The sequence below is a fragment of the Sphingobacterium sp. UME9 genome (assembly GCF_014170215.1).
In the GTDB taxonomy this organism is placed as follows: domain Bacteria; phylum Bacteroidota; class Bacteroidia; order Sphingobacteriales; family Sphingobacteriaceae; genus Sphingobacterium; species Sphingobacterium paramultivorum.
Genome location: NZ_LZZP01000009.1, coordinates 197,595 through 222,287, shown reverse-complemented (window position 1 = coordinate 222,287; position 24,693 = coordinate 197,595). Strand labels below are relative to the sequence as shown.

At 37.3% G+C, this 24,693-nt stretch carries 26 protein-coding genes; 13 read left to right on the top strand and 13 right to left on the bottom strand.

The genetic code is table 11. From position 1 onward, the window contains the following. The first annotated feature begins 9 nt into the window (after window positions 1-9). The 4 genes from A9970_RS14225 (at window position 10) to A9970_RS14210 (ending at window position 2,104) form a co-directional block, all read left to right on the top strand. Window positions 10-441, top strand: coding sequence for a MarR family winged helix-turn-helix transcriptional regulator (locus A9970_RS14225; protein WP_182982771.1), 432 nt, complete (start codon window positions 10-12; stop codon window positions 439-441). A gap of 113 nt (window positions 442-554) precedes the next feature. After that, complete coding sequence (locus A9970_RS14220; RefSeq protein WP_182982770.1) at window positions 555-1,268, top strand: 2OG-Fe(II) oxygenase; 714 nt, start codon at window positions 555-557, stop codon at window positions 1,266-1,268. A 10-nt stretch (window positions 1,269-1,278) separates the two neighbouring features. After that, entirely contained in the window at window positions 1,279-1,539 is a 261-nt protein-coding gene (locus A9970_RS14215; RefSeq protein WP_182982769.1) for an Ada metal-binding domain-containing protein, read from the top strand. Between the two features lie 136 nt (window positions 1,540-1,675). Further along, a complete protein-coding gene (locus A9970_RS14210; RefSeq protein ID WP_159729760.1) occupies window positions 1,676-2,104 on the top strand; it encodes a hypothetical protein in 429 nt (142 codons plus the stop codon). A 23-nt stretch (window positions 2,105-2,127) separates the two neighbouring features. Here A9970_RS14210 and nudK read toward each other — a convergent pair whose 3' ends face one another. The 3 genes from nudK to A9970_RS14195 all read right to left on the bottom strand — a co-directional run bounded on the left by nudK (window position 2,128) and on the right by A9970_RS14195 (window position 5,283). Next, on the bottom strand, window positions 2,128-2,709 hold the full coding sequence (gene nudK / locus A9970_RS14205) for a GDP-mannose pyrophosphatase NudK (protein ID WP_159729758.1): 582 nt from the start codon (window positions 2,707-2,709) through the stop codon (window positions 2,128-2,130). 473 nt (window positions 2,710-3,182) lie between these two features. Continuing rightward, window positions 3,183-4,022: an AraC family transcriptional regulator gene (locus tag A9970_RS14200; protein WP_159729756.1), complete on the bottom strand. Its 840-nt coding sequence runs from the start codon at window positions 4,020-4,022 to the stop codon at window positions 3,183-3,185. A gap of 31 nt (window positions 4,023-4,053) precedes the next feature. Then, window positions 4,054-5,283, bottom strand: coding sequence for a hypothetical protein (locus A9970_RS14195; protein WP_182982768.1), 1,230 nt, complete (start codon window positions 5,281-5,283; stop codon window positions 4,054-4,056). Between the two features lie 476 nt (window positions 5,284-5,759). On the opposite strand from A9970_RS14195, the gene A9970_RS14190 reads away from it, so the two are divergent. After that, complete coding sequence (locus A9970_RS14190) at window positions 5,760-6,521, top strand: AraC family transcriptional regulator (protein WP_259655401.1); 762 nt, start codon at window positions 5,760-5,762, stop codon at window positions 6,519-6,521. 30 nt (window positions 6,522-6,551) lie between these two features. Next, entirely contained in the window at window positions 6,552-7,709 is a 1,158-nt protein-coding gene (locus A9970_RS14185; protein WP_182982767.1) for an NAD(P)/FAD-dependent oxidoreductase, read from the top strand. A 338-nt stretch (window positions 7,710-8,047) separates the two neighbouring features. Here A9970_RS14185 and A9970_RS14180 read toward each other — a convergent pair whose 3' ends face one another. Next, complete coding sequence (locus A9970_RS14180) at window positions 8,048-8,902, bottom strand: DUF2071 domain-containing protein (RefSeq protein WP_182982766.1); 855 nt, start codon at window positions 8,900-8,902, stop codon at window positions 8,048-8,050. 36 nt (window positions 8,903-8,938) lie between these two features. Continuing rightward, on the bottom strand, window positions 8,939-9,850 hold the full coding sequence (locus A9970_RS14175) for an SIR2 family protein (RefSeq protein WP_259655400.1): 912 nt from the start codon (window positions 9,848-9,850) through the stop codon (window positions 8,939-8,941). A gap of 725 nt (window positions 9,851-10,575) precedes the next feature. Here A9970_RS14175 and A9970_RS14170 point away from each other — a divergent pair. From A9970_RS14170 to A9970_RS14160, 3 genes are read left to right on the top strand one after another with little or no spacing between them, the layout of a single operon-like run. Beyond that, window positions 10,576-11,070 carry an N-acetylmuramoyl-L-alanine amidase gene (locus A9970_RS14170; protein ID WP_182982765.1) on the top strand — a complete coding sequence of 165 codons (495 nt, stop codon included), beginning with the start codon at window positions 10,576-10,578 and terminating at the stop codon, window positions 11,068-11,070. Beyond that, entirely contained in the window at window positions 11,057-11,434 is a 378-nt protein-coding gene (locus A9970_RS14165) for a hypothetical protein (protein WP_182982764.1), read from the top strand. The genes A9970_RS14170 and A9970_RS14165 overlap by 14 nt, the downstream gene beginning before the upstream one ends. Continuing rightward, window positions 11,391-11,906, top strand: a complete 516-nt coding sequence (locus A9970_RS14160) for a hypothetical protein (protein ID WP_182982763.1) — start codon at window positions 11,391-11,393, stop codon at window positions 11,904-11,906. Before A9970_RS14165 ends, A9970_RS14160 begins: the two co-directional genes overlap by 44 nt. Before the next feature lie 150 nt (window positions 11,907-12,056). Here A9970_RS14160 and A9970_RS14155 read toward each other — a convergent pair whose 3' ends face one another. Further along, complete coding sequence (locus tag A9970_RS14155) at window positions 12,057-12,629, bottom strand: hypothetical protein (RefSeq protein ID WP_075991371.1); 573 nt, start codon at window positions 12,627-12,629, stop codon at window positions 12,057-12,059. A gap of 341 nt (window positions 12,630-12,970) precedes the next feature. On the opposite strand from A9970_RS14155, the gene A9970_RS14150 reads away from it, so the two are divergent. Then, window positions 12,971-13,777, top strand: coding sequence for a LexA family transcriptional regulator (locus A9970_RS14150; protein WP_182982762.1), 807 nt, complete (start codon window positions 12,971-12,973; stop codon window positions 13,775-13,777). Window positions 13,778-14,304: 527 nt separating this feature from the next. Here the strand turns inward: A9970_RS14150 and A9970_RS14145 are convergent. From A9970_RS14145 to A9970_RS14120, 6 genes are all read right to left on the bottom strand, one after another. After that, the gene (locus A9970_RS14145) at window positions 14,305-14,808 is read right to left on the bottom strand and encodes a hypothetical protein (RefSeq protein ID WP_075991373.1); all 504 of its coding nucleotides are present in this window, start codon (window positions 14,806-14,808) and stop codon (window positions 14,305-14,307) included. 417 nt (window positions 14,809-15,225) lie between these two features. Continuing rightward, window positions 15,226-15,714: a DUF1772 domain-containing protein gene (locus tag A9970_RS14140; RefSeq protein WP_182982761.1), complete on the bottom strand. Its 489-nt coding sequence runs from the start codon at window positions 15,712-15,714 to the stop codon at window positions 15,226-15,228. 202 nt (window positions 15,715-15,916) lie between these two features. After that, a complete protein-coding gene (locus A9970_RS14135) occupies window positions 15,917-16,690 on the bottom strand; it encodes an AraC family transcriptional regulator (RefSeq protein WP_182982760.1) in 774 nt (257 codons plus the stop codon). A 145-nt stretch (window positions 16,691-16,835) separates the two neighbouring features. Next, window positions 16,836-17,747: a hypothetical protein gene (locus A9970_RS14130; protein ID WP_182982759.1), complete on the bottom strand. Its 912-nt coding sequence runs from the start codon at window positions 17,745-17,747 to the stop codon at window positions 16,836-16,838. A gap of 180 nt (window positions 17,748-17,927) precedes the next feature. Next, a complete protein-coding gene (locus tag A9970_RS14125) occupies window positions 17,928-19,049 on the bottom strand; it encodes an NAD(P)-binding domain-containing protein (RefSeq protein ID WP_182982758.1) in 1,122 nt (373 codons plus the stop codon). 12 nt (window positions 19,050-19,061) lie between these two features. Beyond that, window positions 19,062-20,084 (bottom strand): LLM class flavin-dependent oxidoreductase, encoded by a 1,023-nt coding sequence (locus A9970_RS14120; protein ID WP_182982757.1) that lies wholly within the window; start codon window positions 20,082-20,084, stop codon window positions 19,062-19,064. 178 nt (window positions 20,085-20,262) lie between these two features. Between A9970_RS14120 and A9970_RS14115 the strand changes: the two genes are divergently transcribed. After that, a complete protein-coding gene (locus A9970_RS14115; protein ID WP_259655399.1) occupies window positions 20,263-20,862 on the top strand; it encodes an HD family hydrolase in 600 nt (199 codons plus the stop codon). Between the two features lie 71 nt (window positions 20,863-20,933). On the opposite strand, the gene A9970_RS14110 is transcribed toward A9970_RS14115, so the two are convergent. Further along, window positions 20,934-23,393, bottom strand: coding sequence for a glutaminyl-peptide cyclotransferase (locus A9970_RS14110; RefSeq protein WP_182982756.1), 2,460 nt, complete (start codon window positions 23,391-23,393; stop codon window positions 20,934-20,936). Window positions 23,394-24,158: 765 nt separating this feature from the next. On the opposite strand from A9970_RS14110, the gene A9970_RS28695 reads away from it, so the two are divergent. Together A9970_RS28695 and A9970_RS14105 are read left to right on the top strand one after the other, a co-directional pair. Next, window positions 24,159-24,287, top strand: a complete 129-nt coding sequence (locus tag A9970_RS28695) for a hypothetical protein (protein ID WP_256602545.1) — start codon at window positions 24,159-24,161, stop codon at window positions 24,285-24,287. 157 nt (window positions 24,288-24,444) lie between these two features. Beyond that, a complete protein-coding gene (locus tag A9970_RS14105) occupies window positions 24,445-24,666 on the top strand; it encodes a methyltransferase type 11 (RefSeq protein ID WP_075991379.1) in 222 nt (73 codons plus the stop codon). Window positions 24,667-24,693 lie beyond the last annotated feature (27 nt).

Here is a 24,693-nt window from a genome sequence, read left to right as displayed (position 1 = left end):
CTTTGTAAGATGGATGATTTATTAAAATTAGATAAGCAGCTTTGCTTTTCAGTCTATGTGCTACATAGGGAAATTATGCAGCAATATCGAACTATCCTTGAAGAGATTGACTTGACCTATCCCCAGTATATCACCATGATGGCTTTATGGGAGAATGATGAGCAAACAGTAAATCAATTGGGGGCTAAGCTATTTCTAGATAATGGAACGCTTACGCCACTGTTGAAACGTTTGGAGACTAAAGCATTGCTTACCCGGACACGAAGCAAAGAAGATGAACGGGTGGTGAAAGTACAGCTTACCGCACAAGGATTGCAATTAAAGGAAAAGGCGAGCTGTGTTCCCATGCAGATTTTTGAAGCCTTAAAGCTCGACTATGCTGATATGGTTCAGCTTAAAGCCTTGGCAGAAAAAATCGTGATTAATGTTGGAAATGGCTAGTTTTTTTTGATATGGATTGTCTTGAGCTATAAATGTTCACGTTCCTTTTATGATACATCATTTTTAGCATATTTCGGATTTTTTGACAGGACTTTAATGTGGAGATTCGTGGTATGGAAAATGTCATTCAAAACATAGAAAATCTAGATTGGCCTGCGATTACAGAAGAAATGCATAAACATGGTTATGTGGTCATTCCAAATCTATTGACAGATTTACAATGCGATCTATTAAAAAAAGGGTATAGCGATTCGACGCTCTACCGTAAAACTGTCGTTATGGAGAGATATCGATTCGGAATAGGAGAGTACAAATATTTTGACTACCCACTACCAGAGTTGATTCAAACAATTCGATCCCAACTTTATCCCCATCTGGCCGTCATTGCTAATGCTTGGTTTCGCGCGCTGAAAGTCGATAAGTCGTTTTCGATGAAACATGAAGACCTTTTGACGGATTGCCGCTTGAAAGAACAAGAACAGGCAACAGTATTGATTTTGAAATATAGTCAAGGAGGTTTCAATACCCTACATCAGGACTTATATGGAGAAATCTATTTTCCGATGCAAGCGGTGTTTATGTTGAACGAGCCAGAAATAGATTTTACAGGGGGGGAATTTGTCCTAACGCAACAAATACCTCGAGCGCAGTCAAAGGCTGTTGTTTTGAAACCTAAAAAAGGTGATCTCGTCCTATTTGCAACAAATTTTAAACCCGAAAAAGGTAAGATGGGATACTTTAGGGTAAATATGAAGCATGGTGTGAGTGAGGTTACTTCTGGTGAACGTCATGCGTTGGGTATTATTTTTCACGACGCCGAGAGATAAAACCCGCACAATGGAATGGCATAAAAATATATCAGATGCTTCATTGCACGCCAAGATTCGAACGGGAGAAATTCGCTTAGGAGGCAATGAAAAACTAAAAATTTATGGATTGCTTTGTTGTATTTCGGGAAAAAGGATGAAGCGGGAGAACAGGGGCTTTTTTGCCACTGAGCAAGAAGCGCTACAGCATCAATATCGTCCTTGTGGGCACTGCTTAAAAGCGAACTATGTTGAATGGAAGGAAAAAAATAGGAGATTTGGTGAAGTGTAGGTCGCATTAAGTTCTCTTATATAGAGAATCTAAGTAAATCGAGTTTGGAAAAAGCATCTTATGTCAATTTCCTTGTGTATTGTTGAATTTTGTGTTTATCTTGAGGCAGGGTTAATTATCGTAGATCAAAAGAAAAATGCGTTTATTTTCGATTGCTGTTTATTTTATTTTTTCGGCTCTGCTGTTGATAAGCTGTGAAGAGCGGAGGCGAGATACTAAAGTATTGAGTTATATTGCGCATAGTGAACGGGATAGTGCCCGTTTGGATCTTAATCTTTTTGAGAGCCGTTTTCATGGTAAATTGTTCTTTTATAGACCTGGAGGCGAGGTTGATTCAGGAGATATTCGCGGCAATATCCAAAAAGACACATTGCTTGGGGACTATTATTATACGCCATTTGGCTGGGGACAGAAAAAAAGAAGACCCTTTGTTTTATTAAAAAAAGGGTCTCTGTATATTTTAGGTACAGGAGCGGAGCAAGTGTATATGGGAATTCCACATTATATACCTTCAACCGTCAATTTCCAAGACCCAAAGTTTATCTTTGAGAAAGTTAATCACTAGCCCTAATCATCTAAAATAGGCGTCTACAGTATATTTTTTAAACGAATATATTGTAGTAGCATAATGGTTTTTCCATCTTTGATTTCACCTGTATCAATCATATGTAGTGCTTCTTCGATATTGATTTCTAGAATTTCAATATGCTCTTCCTCTTCTTCTAAACCACCGCCATCGCCAACTTTCATGTTATTAGTGTATTCTGCTATAAAAAAATGTAGAATTTCAGTTACAGAACCTGGAGACATATAAGCTTCAAATATCTTTTTTGCTTCCTTGATCTGATAGCCTGTTTCTTCTTCTGTTTCCCTTCTTATACAGTCGTGGGGAGAATCTTGATCAAGTAGACCTGCACAAGCTTCGATAAGCATGCCTGATTCATTTCCGTTGATGTAGGTGGGTATTCGAAATTGTCTTGTTAATATGACTGTTTGAGTACTGGTATTATAGAGTAAAATGACAGCTCCATTGCCACGATCATAAGCTTCTCGGCTTTGTTGCTGTACCGTACCATCGGGTTTGCTGTATTGATAAGTCACTTTTTTTAAAGTGTACCAGTTGTCTGATAGAATTTCAGTTTTTACAATTTTAATATCTTTTATTGCCATTTTTAGCGCGTTAAAGTCAAAATATAAAAATAAGAATTGCAATCCAAACTAAGCAGGAAAAACTAAGAGAAGCTTTGATGTATGTCGCGATTCTCCATGGTGCTATTCAGCGTAGTCGAAGCGGGATAAAAAGTAGGATAAAACCCATTGATAAACTAACAGGTATAATCCAAAAGAAATCAATTGGTGCAATCCGACTGTGGCGAAGTAGCGTAACAACCAAAGCAGTAACTAGCGTCAAAGGGGGGCACAAATTTGAAATTATTTTTTCTTTCTCTGGCCGTTCGTTACTGGAGCCTCGGCCAAAGATGAAAAGAGTTGTGTCCATTACAAGGTTAATAAGCTCAGAAATCATTGATAATGGTGTTTTTATGTAAAAATAACAAGTTTTTGTTTCGCAAATGGACTTGCTGTTTATTTTTAACGAAGAAGTATTGGAGCAAAATTTAGTTTATGCTAGGTATTGGCGAACCTCAGTCCGTTCTAAATTGCTTTGGATTCAGACCTGTATGTTGTTTGAAGAAATTGGAGAAGTAAGGAGAGTCGACGAAACCAAGTTTGAACGAAATTTCTTTGATAGATAGATCGGTTGCTTTTAACAATCGTTTTGCTTCCAAGATAGTTCGTTGCTGAATGAGCTGGCTTGGAGATACTTCGAGCTTTTGACGGCAGATTTTAGTAAGGTGCGGGGTGGATATATTAAGTTCTTTCGCATAGAAAGATACCGACTTCTCATGCCGAAAATGGATATCAATTAACTCCTGTAACTTTAAGAGACGTGGATTGGATTCATTATTTTGTTCATTTTGGACTACCTTTTGTACCTCTTTGCTTAGTATCGATGCGATCACAGCTGTGCGAGAATAGATAATAGCAGGAACGCAATTGTGGTCCTCAAGTTCTTTTCTTATCGCATTAAATTCATAATAAAGTAGAGCAAATGTTTCGTTGGAGAGTGAGATAACAGGATTACGTTGATAGTAAGCGAATGAAAAACGGAAATTGGGTGAAAATTTCTCGAAGTATTCTCTATCAACCATCAATTGGAAACCAGTTGTATTGGCCCCTAATTTCCAGCTATGAACTTGTTTTGGAAACAGGATATGGATTTGATGACGATCAATGTGATAATCTTTAAAATCAATCGTATGGACACCTTCTGCTTGGTCAAAAAGAACCAATAAAAAAAAGTGATGTTGATGTGGACGCGCTATATGATGTTCACCACGTAATTCTGAGTATAAATATCCTTGATTACCTGCAAGCTGGTCTTTTCTAAATTCTTGAATATCTATTGTCGGAAATAACTCCATCGAAATGATTTTGAACCTAAATATAGGTGTTTTATTTTAAACCATCTTCCAGTACCTGTTTGTTGATGGTGAATTCACGATAGCCAAAGGCTCCAGACTTATAACCAATTACAGCACCAAATTCAATGCTTTTTGAGGAAGAGGTCTTTTGGAATACAGAAGAGCGGTATACATTGGCCGCAGCTAAAGGTTTTTCGAAGACGCGAAAGTGTAGACCATCCTTTGAATAGGCTAGATAATTCATATCTGAGGTAAATCGATCGACGTTTCCAATTGCCAGACATAGAAAATAGTATCCATCAATATAGGAGCCTTGCAGATGCCAAGTCGAATATCCCTTGCTGAATTCTAGCCAAGGTTTATTCATAAATTCAACTTTCTTACTGTCGCGATAAGCGGTGAAATCTAAGCCATTTGTAGAAATACGCGATAGGATATTGGTCATAATTGGTGCTTTGTAGCTTGGCATGAAATCCACTTCGTAACTCGTCGTTAGGTTTTTCGAATTTCTCACAAATGTTGGTGAAAGGATATGGTTATCTTGGAAAGATGTAGGTTCATTACTATTATACACGAGTTCCAGCGGTGTCCAGTCAATTCCATTTTTTGATGTTTGTCTTACAATAACCCGTTCAGCTTCTTCATTTAATTTTTTATTGTTGTTTGCGCTTTTGGCGCCCCATTTTTTTAAAATTTTGCTTGAGAAAAAGCAACCTCTATAATATAGTTCGAATTCCTCACCGTTGAAATTCCAGTCTACATCGGACCAATAACCTTGATTAGGGCTGCCGTCCTTTTGGATGAAAGAATCTTCTAGTGCCGGACGTCGTTGAATAGGATTTATTAATCCTACCGGAGTAATCCATTCTTTTCCATCATTAGAAACTACCACAGTCGGATTTTCATAGAGTGAGGCGGTACGGTCTGACCCGATTATGCCAAAATATGGCGTAAATACCATCCAATATTTGTATCCTTTGAAACCGGCAGGGAAATATTCAACATCTGGGTGGCAATAACTCGCACTATTGCCAGAGATATCGCGTATCCAGCCTGGGAATTCTTCGCCGGGTTGGTTTGCATTGGCAATTGTATTAATTTTTATTGAACCTAGATCACTTGTGAAACCTGTAGGAATGGGTAATTTATCTTTTTCAATGACTTCGGGATCAGGTGGTACAATTCCTGGATGAATATCTCTTTTACAACCAATAAATAACAAAAATCCCGAAAAGAAATAGGCAATTCTCTTAAATGACATATAGAATCAATAAAAAATAAATGATAGTACCTTACGGTCTTACTTTCCCTGTTAATCTTAGCTAAATGATAGTAAAAATGATCTATTTTTTTTATTTCTCAAAATCGATTTTAAAAAATATTTTATATGTCGTAAATATTTGGTTTTCTGATTTATAAATGTCTTTTTGACTTGTATTTATGATGTGGAATCCGTCCTTGTACCCCTTGTTTAATCCATCAATTGGGAAAGATTTGAACGTGTAATTTCATTGACTTTAACAGCCAATCGTTTTCAGTACGAAAGAACGGTTGCGTAGCGCAAGTTATTCATTGTTTCATCATCTTGTGGCTTAGTCGGGGAAATAAGTTCGTTGGTGATGAAGTCAAGACCTTATTGTTCAGGTTTTAGACAATAAGTAAACTTAAGATTTAATCGTTAATTTTATGTTGTTATATCAATTAGCATACTCAAAATATGAATGATAAGGACAATTGATGATGGAAGATGGCCTACAATATACAATAGTTAAACCTGATGAAGCGATCGCAAGTTTTGTGGATAGCTTTTGGTGTTTGCGTAATGAATCTGGCGTTATAAAGGAAACCATCGGTTTGCCAGATGGACGTGTTGATTTGTTTCTTTTCAAATCTTCTGTAGATAACTTTCGGATCGTTTTACTTGGTCTAGGAACAATGCCCCATGAAGAAGCGACTATTCCTATTGACGGACAACTATTTTGTATCAGCTTTAAATTGCTTGGGGCGGAGTATATTTTAAAAGAAAGTATTGCCGGTATCATCAATACGGGTAAGTTTCTTTCGACTGATTTTTGGGGTTTTTGTGAATTGGATTTAGTTGATTTTGAGTTATTTGTTGTTAAATCTGTACAAATTATTAAGTCACTTCTTCCTTCTATGATTGATGAGCGAAAGCGTAAATTATTTGAACTGATCTATCAGCGTAAGGGAGCGATTTCAGTTGCCGAACTCTCCGAACAGATTTTTTGGAACAGCAGGCAAATCAATCGTTATTTTAATCAGCAATTTGGACTTTCTTTAAAGTCGTACTGTAATATTTTACGTTTTAGGTCCTCATTGGATCACATTGCAAAAGGGAAACTTTTTCCAGAGGAACATTTTTTCGATCAGACTCATTTTATTAAAGAGATTAAGAAATTTTCGGGAGTAGTTCCCAAAGAGCTGTTAAAAAATAAAAACGACCGATTTATACTATTATCATCGCTTACATCTCAATAGTTTTGTTTTATGAATTTTAAAACAAATAAGATGTTAATAGAAAATAAAAAAATAGCCATAATTGGCGGTGGAATTGGAGGCCTTACGTTAGCTCGATTATTACAGTTAAAGGGGGCTGATGTAGCCGTTTATGAGCGGGATTTAAATCCTGAAGTTCGTGTACAGGGCTCTACTTTGGATCTTCATGAAGGGACGGGACTTGAAGCGATGAAACGCGCAGGATTAATAGAAGAGTTCTATAAATATCATCGACCGACTGCGAGTAAGCTGCGTATCGTTGATCAGGATCTCATCGTAAAATTTGATGACCATGATGAAGAGCAGTCAGTCGCCGAAAATCGGCCGGAAATAGACCGAGCCCCTTTGCGAGATATCTTATTGAATGCTTTGGAATCGCATACCGTTGTTTGGGATAGTCAATTCGTTGGAATGGAAAGATATGGTGAAGGTTGGTTGTTGCATTTTAAACATGCAGTGGATGCATATGCCGATCTGGTGATCGCAGCAGATGGGGCAAATTCAAGAGTACGTCCTTACTTAAGTCATCTAACGCCTATATATTCGGGAATTACATTGGTTGAGGGAAATATCTATGATGCTGAAAAGAATGCTCCTCATCTTTTTAAATTGGCTAACGGTGGTAAAGTGATGGCTTTTGGAGCGGAACAATTTATCGGATATGGTACAAAAGGTGATGGTTCAATGATGTTTGTTGCAAGTACAAAGATTCTAGAAGATGATTATAATAAGGCTAGAATTGATTTTAAGGACAATAAGCAAGTATCGCAATGGTTTAAAGATCATTTCCCTGGATGGACCACGGTTTGGGATGAGTTTTTTGTGAATGACAATGTACAGTTTATACCCCGTCCCCAATATTATTTTGCTCTTGATCAACACTGGGAAACACAGACTAACCTTACAATGATCGGAGATGCAGCTCATCGCATGCCGCCATTTGCTGGTGAGGGGGCGAATGTAGCAATGCAGGATGCCTTCGAGTTGGCTGAATGCCTGACAAATGGGAAACATGAATCTTTGCTGGAAGCATTATCTTATTTTGAAAAAGATATGATAAGAAGGGGGGCAGAAGCAACACAGGATACATTGGAAAATAGTGATCGCATGCATTCGGCTACTGCTTTATCTGCCATGTTGGAATTTTTTACCCATCCATCGGGAGATTAACAACCTTAAATTGCCTAAAGCTGTATGGAGCAACAAAGGGAGTTTCCAGAAAAAGAATATTTATTTTTTCTGGAACTTCACAAGCAGTAAGCTGCCGAAAATAAAATAAAGTATTAGAACTAATGTGCTGCCAAGTGCAAAACCATTGCTAAAAAGTTTATCTAGCCCGTATTTGTGATGAAACAGACCGATTCCGACTATACATTGGCATAGTGCATAACAAATATTTGCCGTTGCCGTATAACCAAAAAGCCCCAAGAAGCGAACTTTTGTTATTCCAAAAATAAAATGGGGCATCGCGTTCGCGAGCAATACAGCTATACTAAAATCGATAAAGTTCATAATTTTATTGTTTTTTCGTGATTCATAAAAAATGAGACCGCCGGTATTTCGAAAGCAAAACACTTTTCATGCTGAACAATATCAGCTAATGTTTCGCTTTTAAAGAAATCAATTTTTAAAGGTCTTATGTCTTTTGGATCGAACTTTAACGCAATATTCGCCTGTCGGAATAGGCCATTGTCCAGTGGAGTTAAGGCTTGGTCCTGAATAATTATTTTATTCAGGAGTTGATTGATATCTTTCGACAGATGGAGAAATTGACTTGGAATATTCCAGTGATCACAGGGGTGGCAAACAACCTCCAAGTCTGGTGCATTGCTTCTTCCCGGGATTATTTTGGTGTGAGTTTGAACGCCGATATGGTTATGTTGGAAAGCCAAAGGTTGATGTGTATACATCATGCTACTGAATAAACGACTACCGATGCAATAGATCTGGCTACTCATTACATTTGCGAGAAATAGGACTGTAGGCACTTTAAATTGCTTTTGGGTTTGACTGATGTAAAGTCTCCAATTACTCTGTAGAGGTGACCCATATAAGGATTTTAAATGATATAGTTTTGCAGGGCCGAAATGGCCATGGCGGTAAGTTAGCACTGAAAATAAAACATGGTCACCGACAAGATCGAGGGCAATTCCTGAGGGGACGAATTGTCTAATTTTGGCGAGAGGTACCATCCAGTTTAAATAAACTACATGGCTAATTTCACTTTTCAATTTTATTGCTGAAAAGGGTTTGGTAAGTATAAACTTTGTTTTCCTAAAGAATAGACTATTCAGAAAGCTTTCAATGCTTAATGTAAATTTGTTTAGTTTGACAGCGCGAAATTCTTTTTCTATTAATGACATGATAACAAGTTGAAAATCTATGAATTGCTCTGTGGTTCAACTTAAAATTTTGCTGGGTAGCTTATATCTATTTTTTATTCCTGCGAGGACTTTCTTGTAGTATTTAGTTTTATTGGTTTCGTCAATAACGACAATTTCAACATCGTTTGCTTGAAGTAATTGCATTTTATCTTTGGAGAGTGCATACCATTTTTTAGTTATATAATAAAAGAGTTGATTTTCAATAAAGGCGCTTCGTCTATAATACTTATTTCTGGCGCGATAGGTTAGGAGCCACCAAAGGTCTATTTCTACAAAATCAAGTGATAGACCTAGAATGTGGATATCCTGCGTGAAAAATAAATCAATCCAGGATTGGAGTTTAGTATCCTTTTTTCGGCTTAATCTTTTAATTAATGCAGCCTTGTAGACCGTTTGTGAATTATAATTTGTCCCATTAACCACATAATCCCTCATTTTTTGCAATTGGCCACAGTAATGTTCATAACCTAGGTTAATGGAAGATGGATTTAGGCAGTCACCATGTATATGCCAATAGCTCGTGTTGCCGATTTGGTGTTTACGAAATACACTGTAGGTCGTTTCACGGATTAAGCCGGTATTTGCTGTGGCGATTTCTCCTTCTAAACTGAATTCATAGTTAGTGGTGATTATGTTTTCGATCGAAAGATCCCGAATTAATTGGTGTATTTCGTTTTGATTGATTTGAGAGACGCAATCCGATATATAGGTTTTAAGTTCTCTTTCATTAATATGTTTTTCTCGAATTGCGTTCAGGAATATTTCCTCATACAACATAGGAAAAGGTTTTTGTCCATTTTCTAATGAGCTGACTTTATACTTTTCTTTGATTTTGTGTAGCAAATCACTCCAGCTTATTCCTGGTGAAATATTATTAATGTCGTTTCCGACTAATAAAGCAAACTTGTTCATTGTATTATAAATCAAGATTCACGCATGTAAAGTTAAATGACGATGTCGATCAATCGCATTTTTGGATGTAACATATAATCTATTGAATTTAGATTTCTCTCCTACGAATTTAATAAAAAATCGTAGGATTTATGTCAACTAGATTTGTGATTGTATTGTAGATGGTATTGTCTGCAGGGCCATGGAAGCAATATAGTGTAAATTGAAACCTCTGTAAAAAATGATTATGTCATTGCGATGGGCGGATCAGTCAGATACGTTGGTTTTATTCGTCAAAAAAGGCTAGGCGAACCAACTTCCTAGCCTTCACGGTATAACTCATCCTATGCTATAACAAACAAATAACAAAGCAGCACAGGAAATGTTTGATGCCTCGTCAATGATGTGAGGTCTGTTGTGATATGACAATGATATCACGGTCTTGGTAACATGTTTCCTCATAAATTTCAGTAATATTTTGTTGTGTTATTGCTTGCTTTTGAGGGGACTATGAAGAGTTAGTCCTGTTAAACTCACTTTTGGTGAACGCGTACACCGAAGAAAATTCTGTGTAATATTCGGTATCTGTAACCTACCGCTTACATCCAGCTAATAGTCCGTTCTGCGACAAAGGATCACACTTAACTTTGTATAAAAATAGAAGCTAAATGACGATTGATAAAGTGTGTTTCCCTTTTTTAATACACAATGGCAATTTTTTTAGCGTAGAAACAGGTTAAGTCATAAAAAAAGTTCGTGATATGGAAATTAAAGAAAACAAATTGATCGGTGTTTCTTATAGAGATACACCAAACAAAGGTGGAATTATTAAACCCGTTTATATTATTATGCACTACGATGGTGCATCCAATGCAACGAGTGCAATTGATTGGATGACTGATTCCCGGAGCAAGGTTTCCGCCCATCTTCATATCAGCCGTGATGGTGTTATAACGCAATTGGCCCCATTTAATATTAAATGTTGGCATGCGGGCCTTAGTACCTGGGCCGGTCAAAGAGATTTGAATAATTGTAGCATTGGAATTGAATTGCAAAATAAGGGTACGGAGAGCTATACCGAAAAACAGATCAATGTGGCGATAGCTGTGTGTAAAACAATTGTCCGTACTTATTCAATTCGGGAGATTTTGGGGCATTCGGATATTGCGCCTGGAAGAAAGGAGGATCCAGGGATGCAGTTTCCCTGGGAAAAATTTAAACCGTTAACAAAAGGAAGTTATAATGGAATTACTTGAGATTTTGGAGAAATTGATTATCCCTGTAGTGACAGCTGTAGGGGGGTATTTTGTTGGAAGGCCCAAGCAGCAAGCTGAAGTGGAGGCAACAAATGTTGAGAATGCCGGAAAGGTAATTGAAAAATGGGAACGATATGCCAATAGATTAGAGAAAGATATTGAGCAATTACGGACGATCATTGAAGATCTTAATGAAGGGTTACGTTTGGCAAATGACGAACGTACGTCTTGCGCTAAGACCTTAGCGGATTTGCAAGTGAAATATGATGATCTCGTGAAACTTCATAATAGGTTACAGATTGAATTAAAGCGCGTTAAAAATGAAGAATACACTACAGATAATCGCAATGCTGCTACTGGTTAGCAGCTGCGGTTTGTTTAGAAAGGTTGAAAAAACCAAGGGATCACAAGAGTTTGGTATCAAAGAGAAAAATACCAATTATGCTACTATAGCACAGCACACGGAACATAAACAAATTGTTCGATCAGATAAAGAGGCTTTAGTAACAGATGGATATGTGATGCAAATTGAAGGTGAAGGGATCCAGATTATGCAGGATGGTGCTGTTCAGCTACATAAGGGAAAAGTCTATACGAAAAAGGAACATTATTCTGAAAAGCTGCAGCTTGAGAGTAGGTTCGATACCAATTGGAAAGCTCAGAAGGTAGAAAGTCGTCAACAAATTGAAACGAAAATGGAGCTACGCAAAGCACAATCAAAAGAGGTTTCAAAACCAGCGGTGTCAAGCCTTCTTTATTTTTTAATGGGTTGCGGTGTATTGGTCGGTTTGATTATTTGGTGGATAAAGAAACGTAAGTTTGTTGAGTCTTGGTAGTTTCCGATTAAAAAATGTTACTATTATTTTTAATGCAATTCAGATAAGAAGCACAAAATAGTCCTTGAGTATTTAAAATTCAAGGACTATATTTTTGGAACCGGGCAGAATTGCCGAATTAGCAGAACTGGTGTGATTGTACAAATAATACTAAACCCCATCGAAATGCCTGTCAATAAGGTAATAATTGGCAATCTGTTTAATTTCCTTTTTGAAATCACGATAGAGGTCAAATTGATTGCAAGCACAGATGATAGATTTCTGTAATGTGTCATTATTTATTTTCAAATAAGGGCCAAGTTCCTTATATATGCTACTTTTTACTTTTGTTTTCAGATTATCTAATTTTTCCGGCTGAAAAATACGTAGAACAACGGCGATAGCTTTGTAACGATGCTGAATATCCTTATAATTGATATATTCACCCATAATCTGTTGAGAAGGTATACCCACAAATTGACAATAGCAGTCAATTACTTGACTGATTTTGGAAAGGTCAGATTCATATATCTTATCGATGGATTTTAGTATTTCAGGATGATTTTCTTTCAAGAAACTCATGATGAATGAATAATATAGTGAGTTCATACCTTGTGAGCTATTTTTGTCGGTTATTGTACTGCTTTCTTCTTTTTTTAAATTACTGTTGTGTTTTTGTCGTTGATGATAATCTACTGCGTAAACAATGTGCTGTCTAGGATGTTGTGTCATGAGCTGTTCCATTTTCTTTTTATCTTTAAGTATGAACTGATTTTAGTCTCGCTAATTGCAAATCCAGTGAATAGCTAATTTACTTATTACCCTGTTCGTCTATTCTATGAATTTAATATAGTCTATTGATGTTAAACAAAGTTAAACAAATTTGTTAATCACACAAGTTTATTAAAAGCATATTTTTACTTTTTTTATGAAAATATAAACTTATTTGTTTAACTATAATTTGTTGGTAATTAGGTTTTTATTGTTTTATTTTGATTGTCTGTTTGTTTAGGTTTAATAAGTTGTGTAACTTAGTGTCAGATTATTATATATTTGTGTAACATTTGTTAAATACCCGATCGACTATGGAAACTTATCCAAATAATAACTTTGAAGTTTTACGCTTGGAGATGCGCGTTACTAACCGTGAATTCGCGTCTTTATTGGGTGTACGCGAACAGGTGTACTCGCGTATTAAAAAAGGAGAGTATCCTATTGGACTTACGATGAAAACACGTATTCAAGCGGCTTTTCCTCAGGTTCAGTATGACTGGTTGTTATATGGAAAAGGTGAAAGAGTAGCGGTAACTCCTTTAATGCACCCCGACACGATAGCAATGCTTAGTATTGGTAACGGTAAGTCAATAGGGTATTTTTCGGAGGACGTCAAGTTTATTGACGAAAATAAGAATAATATATTTTTTGAAGTTTCCCCAGGACGATATTTGATGCAGACAAAACTTGTGACAGAGAAAGCTAAAGCCGGGTATTTGTCTGGCTTTTCTGATGCTGAATATATGGACGATTTACCGGCACATTTTATTACGGTCAATGAGTTTCATAAAGGTGCCTATCGTTCTTTTGAAGTTAGTGGTGATAGTATGACCGATGGAACCGATGCAAGTGTATTGGACGGCGATATTGTGACGGGACGTTTGATTAAAAGGGAGTTATGGCAATCAAAATTTCATACCCACAAATATCGTTATTGGGTTGTTGTACATAAATATGAAGGAGTTATTATCAAAGAAATTGCTCATCATGATGTCAATAACGGAATTCTTACCCTTCGTTCGCTAAATGCTGATAAAACAAGATACCCGGATTTTGAAGTAAGTTTAGATGATGTTGACCAAATTTTTAATGTTGTAGATATTAGCCGTTCGCTTTAGGAACAGCCTAACTCAGCATATGATCGTTTCGGTGGTTCGTCTCTTCATATCAACGTTTATAGGTGGACCTTTTTGTTTCGGCTATATGTGCGATAAATTAATCTAATCGCCCGCTATTAAATTGAAAGTTCTCCGTATCAAGTCTTTATGTGTTTGCTAAAAAATATAGAAATAAAAACTAATTATATTAGTTTTTATTTCTATATTTGACTATAAATTGAACGTATGCGGACATGTTGTTGCGTGCTGTCTTGGCGCTCCTAGTATATATTTAACGTTAAGAAGGCTGATAACGTGACGAGAATATTGGTTGCTCATTATTCAGGCATGTCCGTGGCGTTCAATTGAAATAATAGGTACATGTGCGTAGGTTGTCAGGGCGGGGTGGAGGCATTTTTGAATAAATCGAACTATTTACTAAGTTGTACCTATGGACTTACCATTTACTAATCATCATATGTTTATTTTTGAAGCCAGGTTTTGAAATCTGGCTTTTTTATTTCTTATGCTATCAATTGTTGTTAATTTTAGTCTTTTACAAAGCTTACATCGGTTATTTTATAGGAAAAATTATCTTTTTCCCGTTCAGTTTCAGGTTTTTCCATTTCACTGTAGTGAACGGTTCCCTTCATCTTGAAGGTTGTATGGGAATCTAGATTGATTTTTTCTCCCTTATCGTCAAATACATAAAAGTTCTTAAGCGTATAATTTTTCTGATCTGCGGGAATTTCAAATAAAACATTGTTTTTTTCTGTCCCTACAGGTAATATAACGCTGAATGCAGTGAATTTTTCAGAACTAAATGCATGGGATTTAACTACGAAATTCATGGCCATAGTTTTTGATTTACCTGATGAGAATGTAAAGGATGGTGCATCAAATTCACCTGTTAACGTAATGGTTTTGTTTTGATTGTCATAGTTTGATTCGATAGCTTTTACCGTATCCACAGAACTGCCATTGCAAGATGTGAACAACGCTATGGCAGAAGATACTAACAATGATGTCGAAATTAAGTGTTTTGTTTTCATGGGGAAAAATTTCATTAATTGTATATTATTTTGAGCATAACATACTTCATACTGCTATGCTCCTTTTTTAATTGTAAAGACCCTTTTTATTGATAGACAACTTCTGCTCATTTATGTTTTGGCAGTTTCTTGAAGATTTCTTTGAATCATCAATATACATGCCTTCGTGATGATTTAAGCTCACATTCAATAACATCCGTTGATCAATTTTTATAAAAGTAAGGTATTGAGGAAGAGGTTTTAGTACTTGATTTAAATTCGGGGGGAATGAATTTAAATTCGTATGCCTTGGGCTTTTTTTCGTCTATAAGAGATAGGTAAATGATAAACTCAAGTTTTATTTCGGCGGAAATGTCTGTAAACAGGTTGTAAGGGATTTGATCTTATACTATTAGCCCAATGTTATGATCAATTTTTTCATTTAAAAAAGACCAAGTTAATAACTAAACAAGTGAGTGTAAGTAAAGAAGAGCAAGTTCGGATGTTATTCCAAAATACCCAGGGTTTTTCAAAGGCGTCACGTGCAAGTCTTAACGATTTTTCTGAAGATATCGATAGGTCTATCGAGGCTAATTGATTGTTTAAGGGTACATTTTGCGTGCCTGTAACCACAAATACACCAATAATATAGCTTAGGCATGCAGCTAGGATTAGATAAAATTTTGGTGAATACAGATCAAAAAATAATATGGTAGCCATGAATAACAAAATTGGTGCGCCTAGAAAACAGCTGTAAAAAGCTGAGTTTAGTATTTCTTTATTGATATTTTGCATGGCCATCAAAAAGGCTCTATCGTTGAGTTTATGTAGACCCAAATTGACCGAAAAGGTATACGAAAAAAACAAGCCTGATATGATAGCCGAAAATATTGTTGCCAGCGCTAAAATGATGTCTTGCGATTTCATGTCTATATTTTTTTTGATGTACAATGTTTTACTGAACCTAATTCTCTAGGTGCTCTAATTTATCAAAGCATTGTTTTCTTATAGCAAATCTTTCGAAGAAGTTGAGGCTTTAAGAAATTACACACTTTCGTTGAGCTCGCCCTTAGACAATACAAAAGTTGTGATAAACAGTGAGTCAATATAGAATAAAAACGACAGTAACCTATTTTTTGTTAAATGATGTTGGCGTTGTTCCTGTGAAAGTCTTAAAGACACGAATAAAGTGCGATTGGTCGGAGAACCCATTTTCATAAACTACTTGCGTTAGCTTTTGGAAATCTTTGCTACTAAGCTGTTTCAAAGCGGCCTGAAACTGTACCATTTTAGCGAATTGTTTAGCGGACACCCCAGTTTCCTTGAAAAACCTTCTTTCAAAAGTTCGGATGTTCAATGCTTCTTTTTTTGCAATTTCCTTAATAATGATTTGGCCCTTTTTTTCGATGATTTCGAGAATTGCTCGCTGAATCGAAAAATCTATGTTATATTTCTTGCTATCGAAAAAGCTGAGGAGCGATTGTGTTAATAGTTGGATGCTGTTTTCAGCTTTTGAAGATGAGGATAATGTACTGCTTAGTTGGTGGAAGGCTCTATTTGAAGGAGCATCTAGATCATAGCAGCCGTCGTTTATGCTTTCGGGCGAGATACCCCAAAATCGGCGTAATACAAATGGGTAAAATTGAAAAACGATAATCTGAAAAGGCCCTGTTACATCTATTGAAATTGGTTTTATTGTCTGACCATAGAGAAAAATCGTCGGCATCTTTTTATCATGAGGCTTGATTGTAAAATCACCATAGCATCGTTGAAACAATAGACCTGGGTAACCATCAGCATAAAAAGGTAAGTTGACGCGATCATTTTTCTGACTTTCAAATACCAGGATCGCCTTTACGAATAATGTAATGGATGTATCAGGGCTGATAATTTGAGAATTCATCAATTAACTTTGTTGGCTTTTGATTACGACCTGTTGTACGTTTAAATATACTGAAAAATCTATTATAAGATGGAGTTGCCCTAGGATTTTCATTAGCGGATTTGTAATATCATGGTATATCTAAAGTCTACGCATGCAATCCGACTTATTTGAAATAAAAAAGGGGATTTTTTCTTCTCACCTGAAATAATTGTGCATGTTCCAGTAATTTAACATAATTATTTTGCCAATAATTGGCAATCCAATTTGAATCCAATGAAGGGTTGTAATGAATCAGGTCACTTTTTAAAACGACTGAATCCACTGCTGTCCCAACATTCCAAATGCTTATTTTGCTGTAACGTCCCCTGTAGGGAGGGGTATAACATTTAATAGCCTGCACGCAACTGTCAACCGAGGGATAATCATAACTGTCGAAATTATCCAAGGTTGCGATGCTGATTTTCTGATAATTTTCATCAATCGCAAAGAGTTCGGAATGTGTTTCGATGATTTCTCCGCAAATTGAGTTCATGGATTTCTCTTCGTTCCAGAAATACTGAATAGGAAAACTATGCTTATAAAGCATGGTTTTCCCTTTGATTTTAAGTGGTCTGCTATTGTGGTATTCACCTATCTCAATAAAGTTTTCAACCTTTGGATTAAATAAATAGGCATGTTCTTGCCACTTCTTGTTCCATACAATATCTTCAAAACCGTCTTTATTTTGATCTGTAAACGATAATCCTGAATTATTGGTCCGATAATCCATATCTCGCATAATGAGGTGCCATTGATTATTTTGCAGCTTTTCGACCTGAAAGAAACACACTGAGTCGTTTTTAAAGACGGAAAATCTATAACGCTTATTTGCTATAAAAGAACAATCTTGTTCTATCAGGTTGTAATTCGAAGTTTTTAGGCTATCGATTTCCTGGTAGACTAGAAAAGAATCCGGTAATTGCACATGCTTGATGTGCGAGTTACAACTAAAGAATGCAACGGCGGATAGTCCCAGCAACAATTTCCAGCGCTGGTTTATTATTTTTGTACGGAATGGCTGTTTGAAATGTCTCATATCAATTAAGCTGTGCTGGTGCGTATTATTGATCGTCTGTCGTGTGCCTTTGTTTCAGTGAACTGTGACAATAGTGGTTTTAATTTTTAAGATTCGTACTGTTGTTAAATAGCGTACAAAATAAATTGACTTTTTATTATTGTACTCAAATTATTATTGTATTCAAAATTGAAACTATCATTATAGCTGGTTTCCACTAAATGTATTTGTGTTCAGTTCGGCTGCTGAAAGCGTTTTTAGAAGTTCTCTAGCTGCGGCGCTACCTGCACGGTTTGCACCGATTGTCGATGCTGATGGACCATAACCCACGAGGTGAATTCTTGGTTCTTTAGCGACCATGGTCGCTAGTCTGCCTGCCATTTGAATGCCGCCCTGTTTTTCTTTTGGTAGCACTGGGTCTAGATGGCTCAATGAACTTTTAAAACCTGTATTCCAAAGTATAACATCTGCTTTTTGTTCTGTTCCATCGTCCCATTTGATCCCCTTTTCGGTTATTTCTTGAAACATTGGAAAACGTTGAAGGACACCCCGTTTTTCCATCTCCTGGATTTCTGTAGAATAGGGGAGGCCTGTAACGGAAACGACAGACAAAGGTGAAAGCCCCAATCGTACACGTTCTTCTACCATAGCAACAGCATTATGCCCGGCCATGTCATCAAATGGCCCCTCTCTGAATAAAGGTGGTCGTCGTGTTACCCAGGTTGTCGTTGTAACCTTCGAGATTTGGTCCAATAGCTGAATGGCAGAAATACCGGCTCCAACAACAATAACATGTTTGCCACGAAAATACTCTGCAGTTTTAAAATCTTTTGTGTGAAGTTGCTCGCCCCGAAATAATTCTGCACCTGGATAGGTAGGGATATAGGGGTTTTCCCATGTTCCGGTGGCGTTGATAATACCGAGTGCTGAGAAAAGAGTTTCTGCCGTATCGATATGAAAGCGATCTTGGTACATGTAGACTTTTTCTACTTTAGCTGGTCGATATACTTGAAGTTCAAATTTTTCTTCATAAAGTTTAAAATAATGGGGAACAGCGGTGTTGGCTTGAACTTCCGCCCCTTTTGTTGATAAAGTCTCCTCAAACGACATGCCGGGCAAATCGTGTATTTTATTGACTGTACTTAAGGTAAGGGAGTCCCAGCGAAATTGCCAGGCTCCTCCGGGTGCAGAGGCTTCATCCAGGATGATAAAATCCGGCCCGATTTTAAGTCCGAGCTTCTTCAAATGATAAGCAGCAGAAAGTCCAGCCTGACCCGCACCAATGACTGCAATTTTTGTTTTGTAGCGAATGTTCGTTATCATACAAGAGCGGAGTTAACGCCAACCAAGTTCGGGAGCTACGTGTTCCAAAATGGCTGAAAGAATGTGGACATTGTAGTCGACCCCTAGCGTATTTGGAATGGTCAATAATAGCGTGTCTGCTTCCTGTATTGCTTCATCTTGCGCTAGTTCTTTCACGAGTTGATCTGGTTCTGCGGCATAACTTCGCCCAAAAATCGTCCGCTTGTCCGATTCGATTACCCCAATTTTATCTGTTTTGTCAGCCTCTTGCCCGAAGTAATAACGATCTAAATCATCGACCAGAGCGAATATGGATCGACTGACCGAAACGCGGGGTTCACCAGGGTGCCCTGCTTCCTTCCAGGCCTCTTTGTATAAACGTATTTGTTCGGCCTGCTGAATATGAAAAGGTTTGCCATTTTCATCATATTTCAAAGTGGAACTTTGCAGGTGCATCTTGTTTTGAGCAGCCCATACAGCCGTGGCATTCGATGCTGCTCCCCACCAGATACGATCACGTAACCCTTCCGAATGGGGTTCGAGTCTCAGCAAACCGGGCGGGTTTGGAAACATTGGATAGGGATTTGGTTCAGCGAAACCAATTCCTTTAAGTTTTTCTAAAAATTCCAATGCTTTTTGCCTTCCCATATCAGCATCTGTTTCGCCCTCGTTGATATTGTAACCAAAGTAACGCCAACCATCTATTACTTGTTCAGGCGATCCTCTGCTGATGCCGAGCTGCAATCTACCCCCGGAGATTAGATCTGCAGCTCCGGCATCTTCCACCATATAAAGGGGGGTTTCATAGCGCATATCAATGACACCGGTGCCGATCTCAATTTTGGAGGTTTTGGCTCCAATGGCCGATAATAGAGGAAAAGGAGATGCTAGCTGATTCGCAAAATGGTGTACACGGAAATATGCACCATCTATGCCTATTTCTTCAGCAGCTACTGCTAGATCGATGGATTGCAATAAAGTATCGCTTGCGGTCTGCGTACTATATGCGGGATGCTTGGACCAATGGCCAAAAGATAAAAAGCCTATTTTTTTCATAAATCACAATGGGATTTGATGTCAATCAAATTTAATAAATGTTGCGATTATTTCGGTAGTTTACATTGTCCGATGGGTGTCAATAATATATGGTTTGAATGAATTTGCCAAATGACAAGTAGGCTGTGGCTCAAAAAGAGTAATTTTATGTATTATTCAATTGTATAAGTGATTCAGGATGATGCTTTCAGACAAATTATTACAACAGATCGAGTTTATTAAGGAGATCGATAAGATTAAATATATCCAGCGCAGGACAAAACTTTTCAATAGTGACCGTCCCGAAAATGACGCTGAACATAGTTGGCATCTTGCCCTCATGGCTCTTGTACTTTCAGAACACGCAAATCAATCAGTGGATTTATTGAAGGTAGTCAAAATGGTATTGATACACGATATCGTCGAAATTGATGCTGGTGATACTTTTATCTATGATACCGAAAAAAATCATACCAATACAGGTGCGGAGCGTTTGGCAGCTCAGCGGATTTTTGGAATTTTGCCTGGGGAGCAAGCGGAGGAACTCATTGCGATCTGGGAAGAATTTGAAGCTGGTCAAACGCCAGAAGCACAGTTCGCACGAGCGATGGATCGATTGGAGCCACTTTTACAGAATAGTTCCAATAATGGTGGAACCTGGAATGAACCTGGTGTAAATTATGAAAAGGTTTATGCAAAAAAATCTGTCATTAAGGATGGCTCAGCAGTATTGTGGGAATATGCAGAAAAATTGATCGATGCTGGAGTTGCTCGGGGGATTCTCAAAAAGGGAGAGTAGTTAGGATACTGATCAATGGCCAGCAGTAATCTCGATACTATTGCTGACCATTGTGATTTTATAAATATACATTAATCGTCATCATCCTCTTTTTTTTCGCTTACCTTTAGGAAGGCGGCTCTTTTTGGAGCTGGAGCGGATTCACCTTTAAGTCCCTGCCATAGAATTTCATTGAACACCAAATCAGGTACAGCGTCTTCTTTCGACCAATCATATTTGTCACTCCATATAGCTAGTTTTCCTTTACTTGGATTGCGCTCGTTGAGATCTACATTTGCGTCGATATGGTCAAATGGAGTATAGTCGGGGCTAGTGCTAAACGATCGCCACATGGGTGTTGCAGCGGCGTCGTATTGCGTCATGGGTTTCATTCCTAAAATCAGCTCTATTGTTCTAATCATCCCTGAGGTTGAATACATGGTGTGATCTACAGATCTTCTTTTTACATAGGGGCTAATCAAATAGGCCGGACTACGGTGTGCATCCACATGGTCAGGACCATTCTGGGCATCATCTTCCAGTATAAAGATCGCAGATTCTTTCCAGATTGGACTCTTGCTGATATGATCGACAAACATCCCAACAGCGAGATCATTGTCCGCTACATGTGCATAAGGGGACTTTTTGCCGGCACGCATCCCTTCCGTATGGTCATTGCTGATCCGAATGGTTGTCAATTGAGGCATTTCTCCTTTTTGGATGAGTTGATCAAAATCAGCTTTCCATTGTCTTATACGTGTGGTGTCGGCAACACTCAAGTCATAACTTGTATATCCAGTGGCAACATGCCCTTCCAAAGATTTTACGTTAGGTTTTCCTTTGTCTGCGAATTCACCATAGGTGCGATAAGATACCTGATGTCGCTTGGCATTATCCCAAATAAACCCGCCTTTATTGTTGGCTATTTCTCGTTCCCCTTCTCCTCCATAAGTACCGCCGCGACCGCCATAGCTTGATGGCCAGGTTTTCTCGAGATAGTCGGTGGCATAAGCGCCCATACTCCAATTGTGCCCATCCGCACTAACTTCCGCATCGACATAGAAATTGTCTAGAAGTACAAATTCATTGACAATTTTGTGTTGATTAGGTGTGATTTTTTCGCCGAATAAACAAAGTGAAGTGTCTCCATTTCCTTGTTTAACATCACCTAGAACTTGATCATAGGTACGATTTTCTTTGATAACATAAAATACGTATTTGATCGGAGAGGGTTCTCCAACTTTCATTGGGATAGGGTTGCCGATTTCACCCTCTGTTTGCAGCTCTTTTTCTTTCGAATAAGGCGTATTCCGGTATACCGCACGAGAATATAGGGCGAGTTCTTCTGGTTTAGGATCGGGTATAAAGCTTAGCGTTCCCCTAAAAAGACCAGCAATATATTGTATCTCTTTTGGTTTGTTGAGGTCGCCCGCATGACGATCGACTTTTTCCTTTTGGTCTGTCGGATTAGGGCCTTGTGGATTAGCTTTGGATGATAAGCCTTTACCATTTGTAACCAGAATTGTTGTACCGACTACTTTTACATTCGTTGGATACCAGCCCACTGGAATAAATCCTTTCGAAATAGATCGGCCAGGCTTACTTACGTCGAATACTGCTAAACAATTGTTGTCTGCATTGGCTATGTAAAGGGTTTTACCATCTGTGGACAAAGCAACACCATTGCTGGTCGATCCACTTGGAGCATTAGGATACAATGCCGCATTCAATGTTTCTACCACTGCGCCTGTTTTGGTATCGATTATGGATACCGAGTTGTCATTTGCGTTGGCGACAAAAAGCCATTTACCATTTTTACTAAACGTAATTTCATTTGGGTGGCTACCTACAGGGATCTCTTTGGTTATCTTATTTTGTGTAACATCCCATACTAAAATCTTTTCTCCACCCCAGACACTGATATAGAGTTGTTTTGCATCAGGTGTTAGCTGGCAGGTATAACCCTCAGCTCCCAAATCATAAGTTGCTTTCGTTGCTTTGGTTTTTAAGTCTACGACATATAGTTTTTTATCTTCTCGGGTGACGGTGTATAATTGCTGTTTGTTTTTATCATCTACAGCCAATCCCGCTATCCCTATTTTATTGGGCCATGGCTTGCCAAGAACAATAGAATCTTTGGATGCAATTTTTCCACCGTTGATCTTATAGATCCTGACCATGTTATCATGTCCTCCAGAAGCATACAGTGTATTATCATCGCTCGAAAAGGCCAAACCATACCAAGATTTTGGTATAGCAATACTATCGATTTTTCGTTGTGAAGCTAGATCGATAAGATCTATTGTTTGTGTACTTTGTCCATTGTTGCTGACAGCTGCAAGCTTTTTATGATGATTGATAACTAAGTTCAGTGGTAAATCTCCGAGTTCTATTTGTTTCCCAACAGGGGTTAGTGTCCAACCATTTGGTAGTCCAACTTTATTGCTTTCCAAAATAGAACTAATCCTATTTTGTATATTGTTTTGACTGAACGTGAGCTGCGAGGTTGCAAACATGCACGTTGTCAAAATGAATGTTCCTATTCTTTTCATGGGACATATTTACGAAATTGAGTAGTCAGACTAAATAGGAAGCATCAAAATTAAAGAAAACTTAATATTGGACCGCGAACCTAGCGTAGGTTATAACGCGTTGTTTTTTAGTATGGTCAAGAGCCTCTGAAAATCTGTTTAAAAAAAAATAATATATGACTGATTAGAAAATTTAGTATGGAATTCTCTTGTGTAATTGTTTATAGCAAGAGCTGATCGGTTTATAGGTAAAAGTCTGTTGTTTACCGATGGAAATTGTTCTTTCACCGAAAACTTATGGTTTTTTAAAGTTTGTTTTTTGAAATTGGATTGATAAACTATTCAATCTTTATTTATGATACACTTCTTTAATTCATTGGTAATTTTAACTATAGTAGGATTGATAACCATCTCTACCAACGTGAAAACCAAAGATTCCCAGGCCAATATTGGAGATACTATGATAGAGTATAAATCTTCAATCAATCGCGCTATTAAGCCCAGTATCCTACACAATATGCGACAAGATAAGATTCAACTATACATGGATTACAAAGATTCTATTTTGTAACATTAACTTTCTTATTTGAAGTAACTGTTTTTATTTTTTGAAAAATATAATTTTTAAATTACTTTATTGTTATATAGATTAATTTCGTATATTGAGTTATATTGAAAATCAAGAGGGTATGTTAGGGTGTCTGTTCTGTTTTGCAGCGCTCTAGCGCAATTTCCATCTTTGTGAAAGCCTATATTTTTAAATTGATTATTCTTAAATAGCTTGTTATGAAAAAGAAAAGTTCGTCGTGGTTTTTTTATGCCATTATTGCTATTGTCATTTGCGTATTTCTATTATTGAATCTGCCTGAACTTATTCAGGGATTTATGAACGGTTATAATTCAGTTATCAAATAGCAACCTGGTGTTTACCGTTTAATTTACCATACTTACCGAGTTTTTTACTGTGTTTATCTAAATTTTGTAGCTGTTGCACGCGCTGTATTGTAGTTTAGAATGAGTAAATAGAATAGGATTAACACCGTATTTCTTGAATTGAACTTAATCAGATCTAATGAAACGAGTCGAAATATTTAAAACCAATGTTTATCGAATGAAGGATGCACAGCGAATTGTTGCAACTCTTGTCAGCCTGTTTTCCTCTTATAAAATTAACTTCGATCTTGACGATGAAGAACGTATTCTAAGAATTGAATCTTCACAATTGGAAATTGAGACCAACAGCATTGTTAGAAAGATGTTTGAGTGGGGTTATCGTTGTGAAAGAATCATTTAATTATGCTCAAAAAATAAAAAACTAACA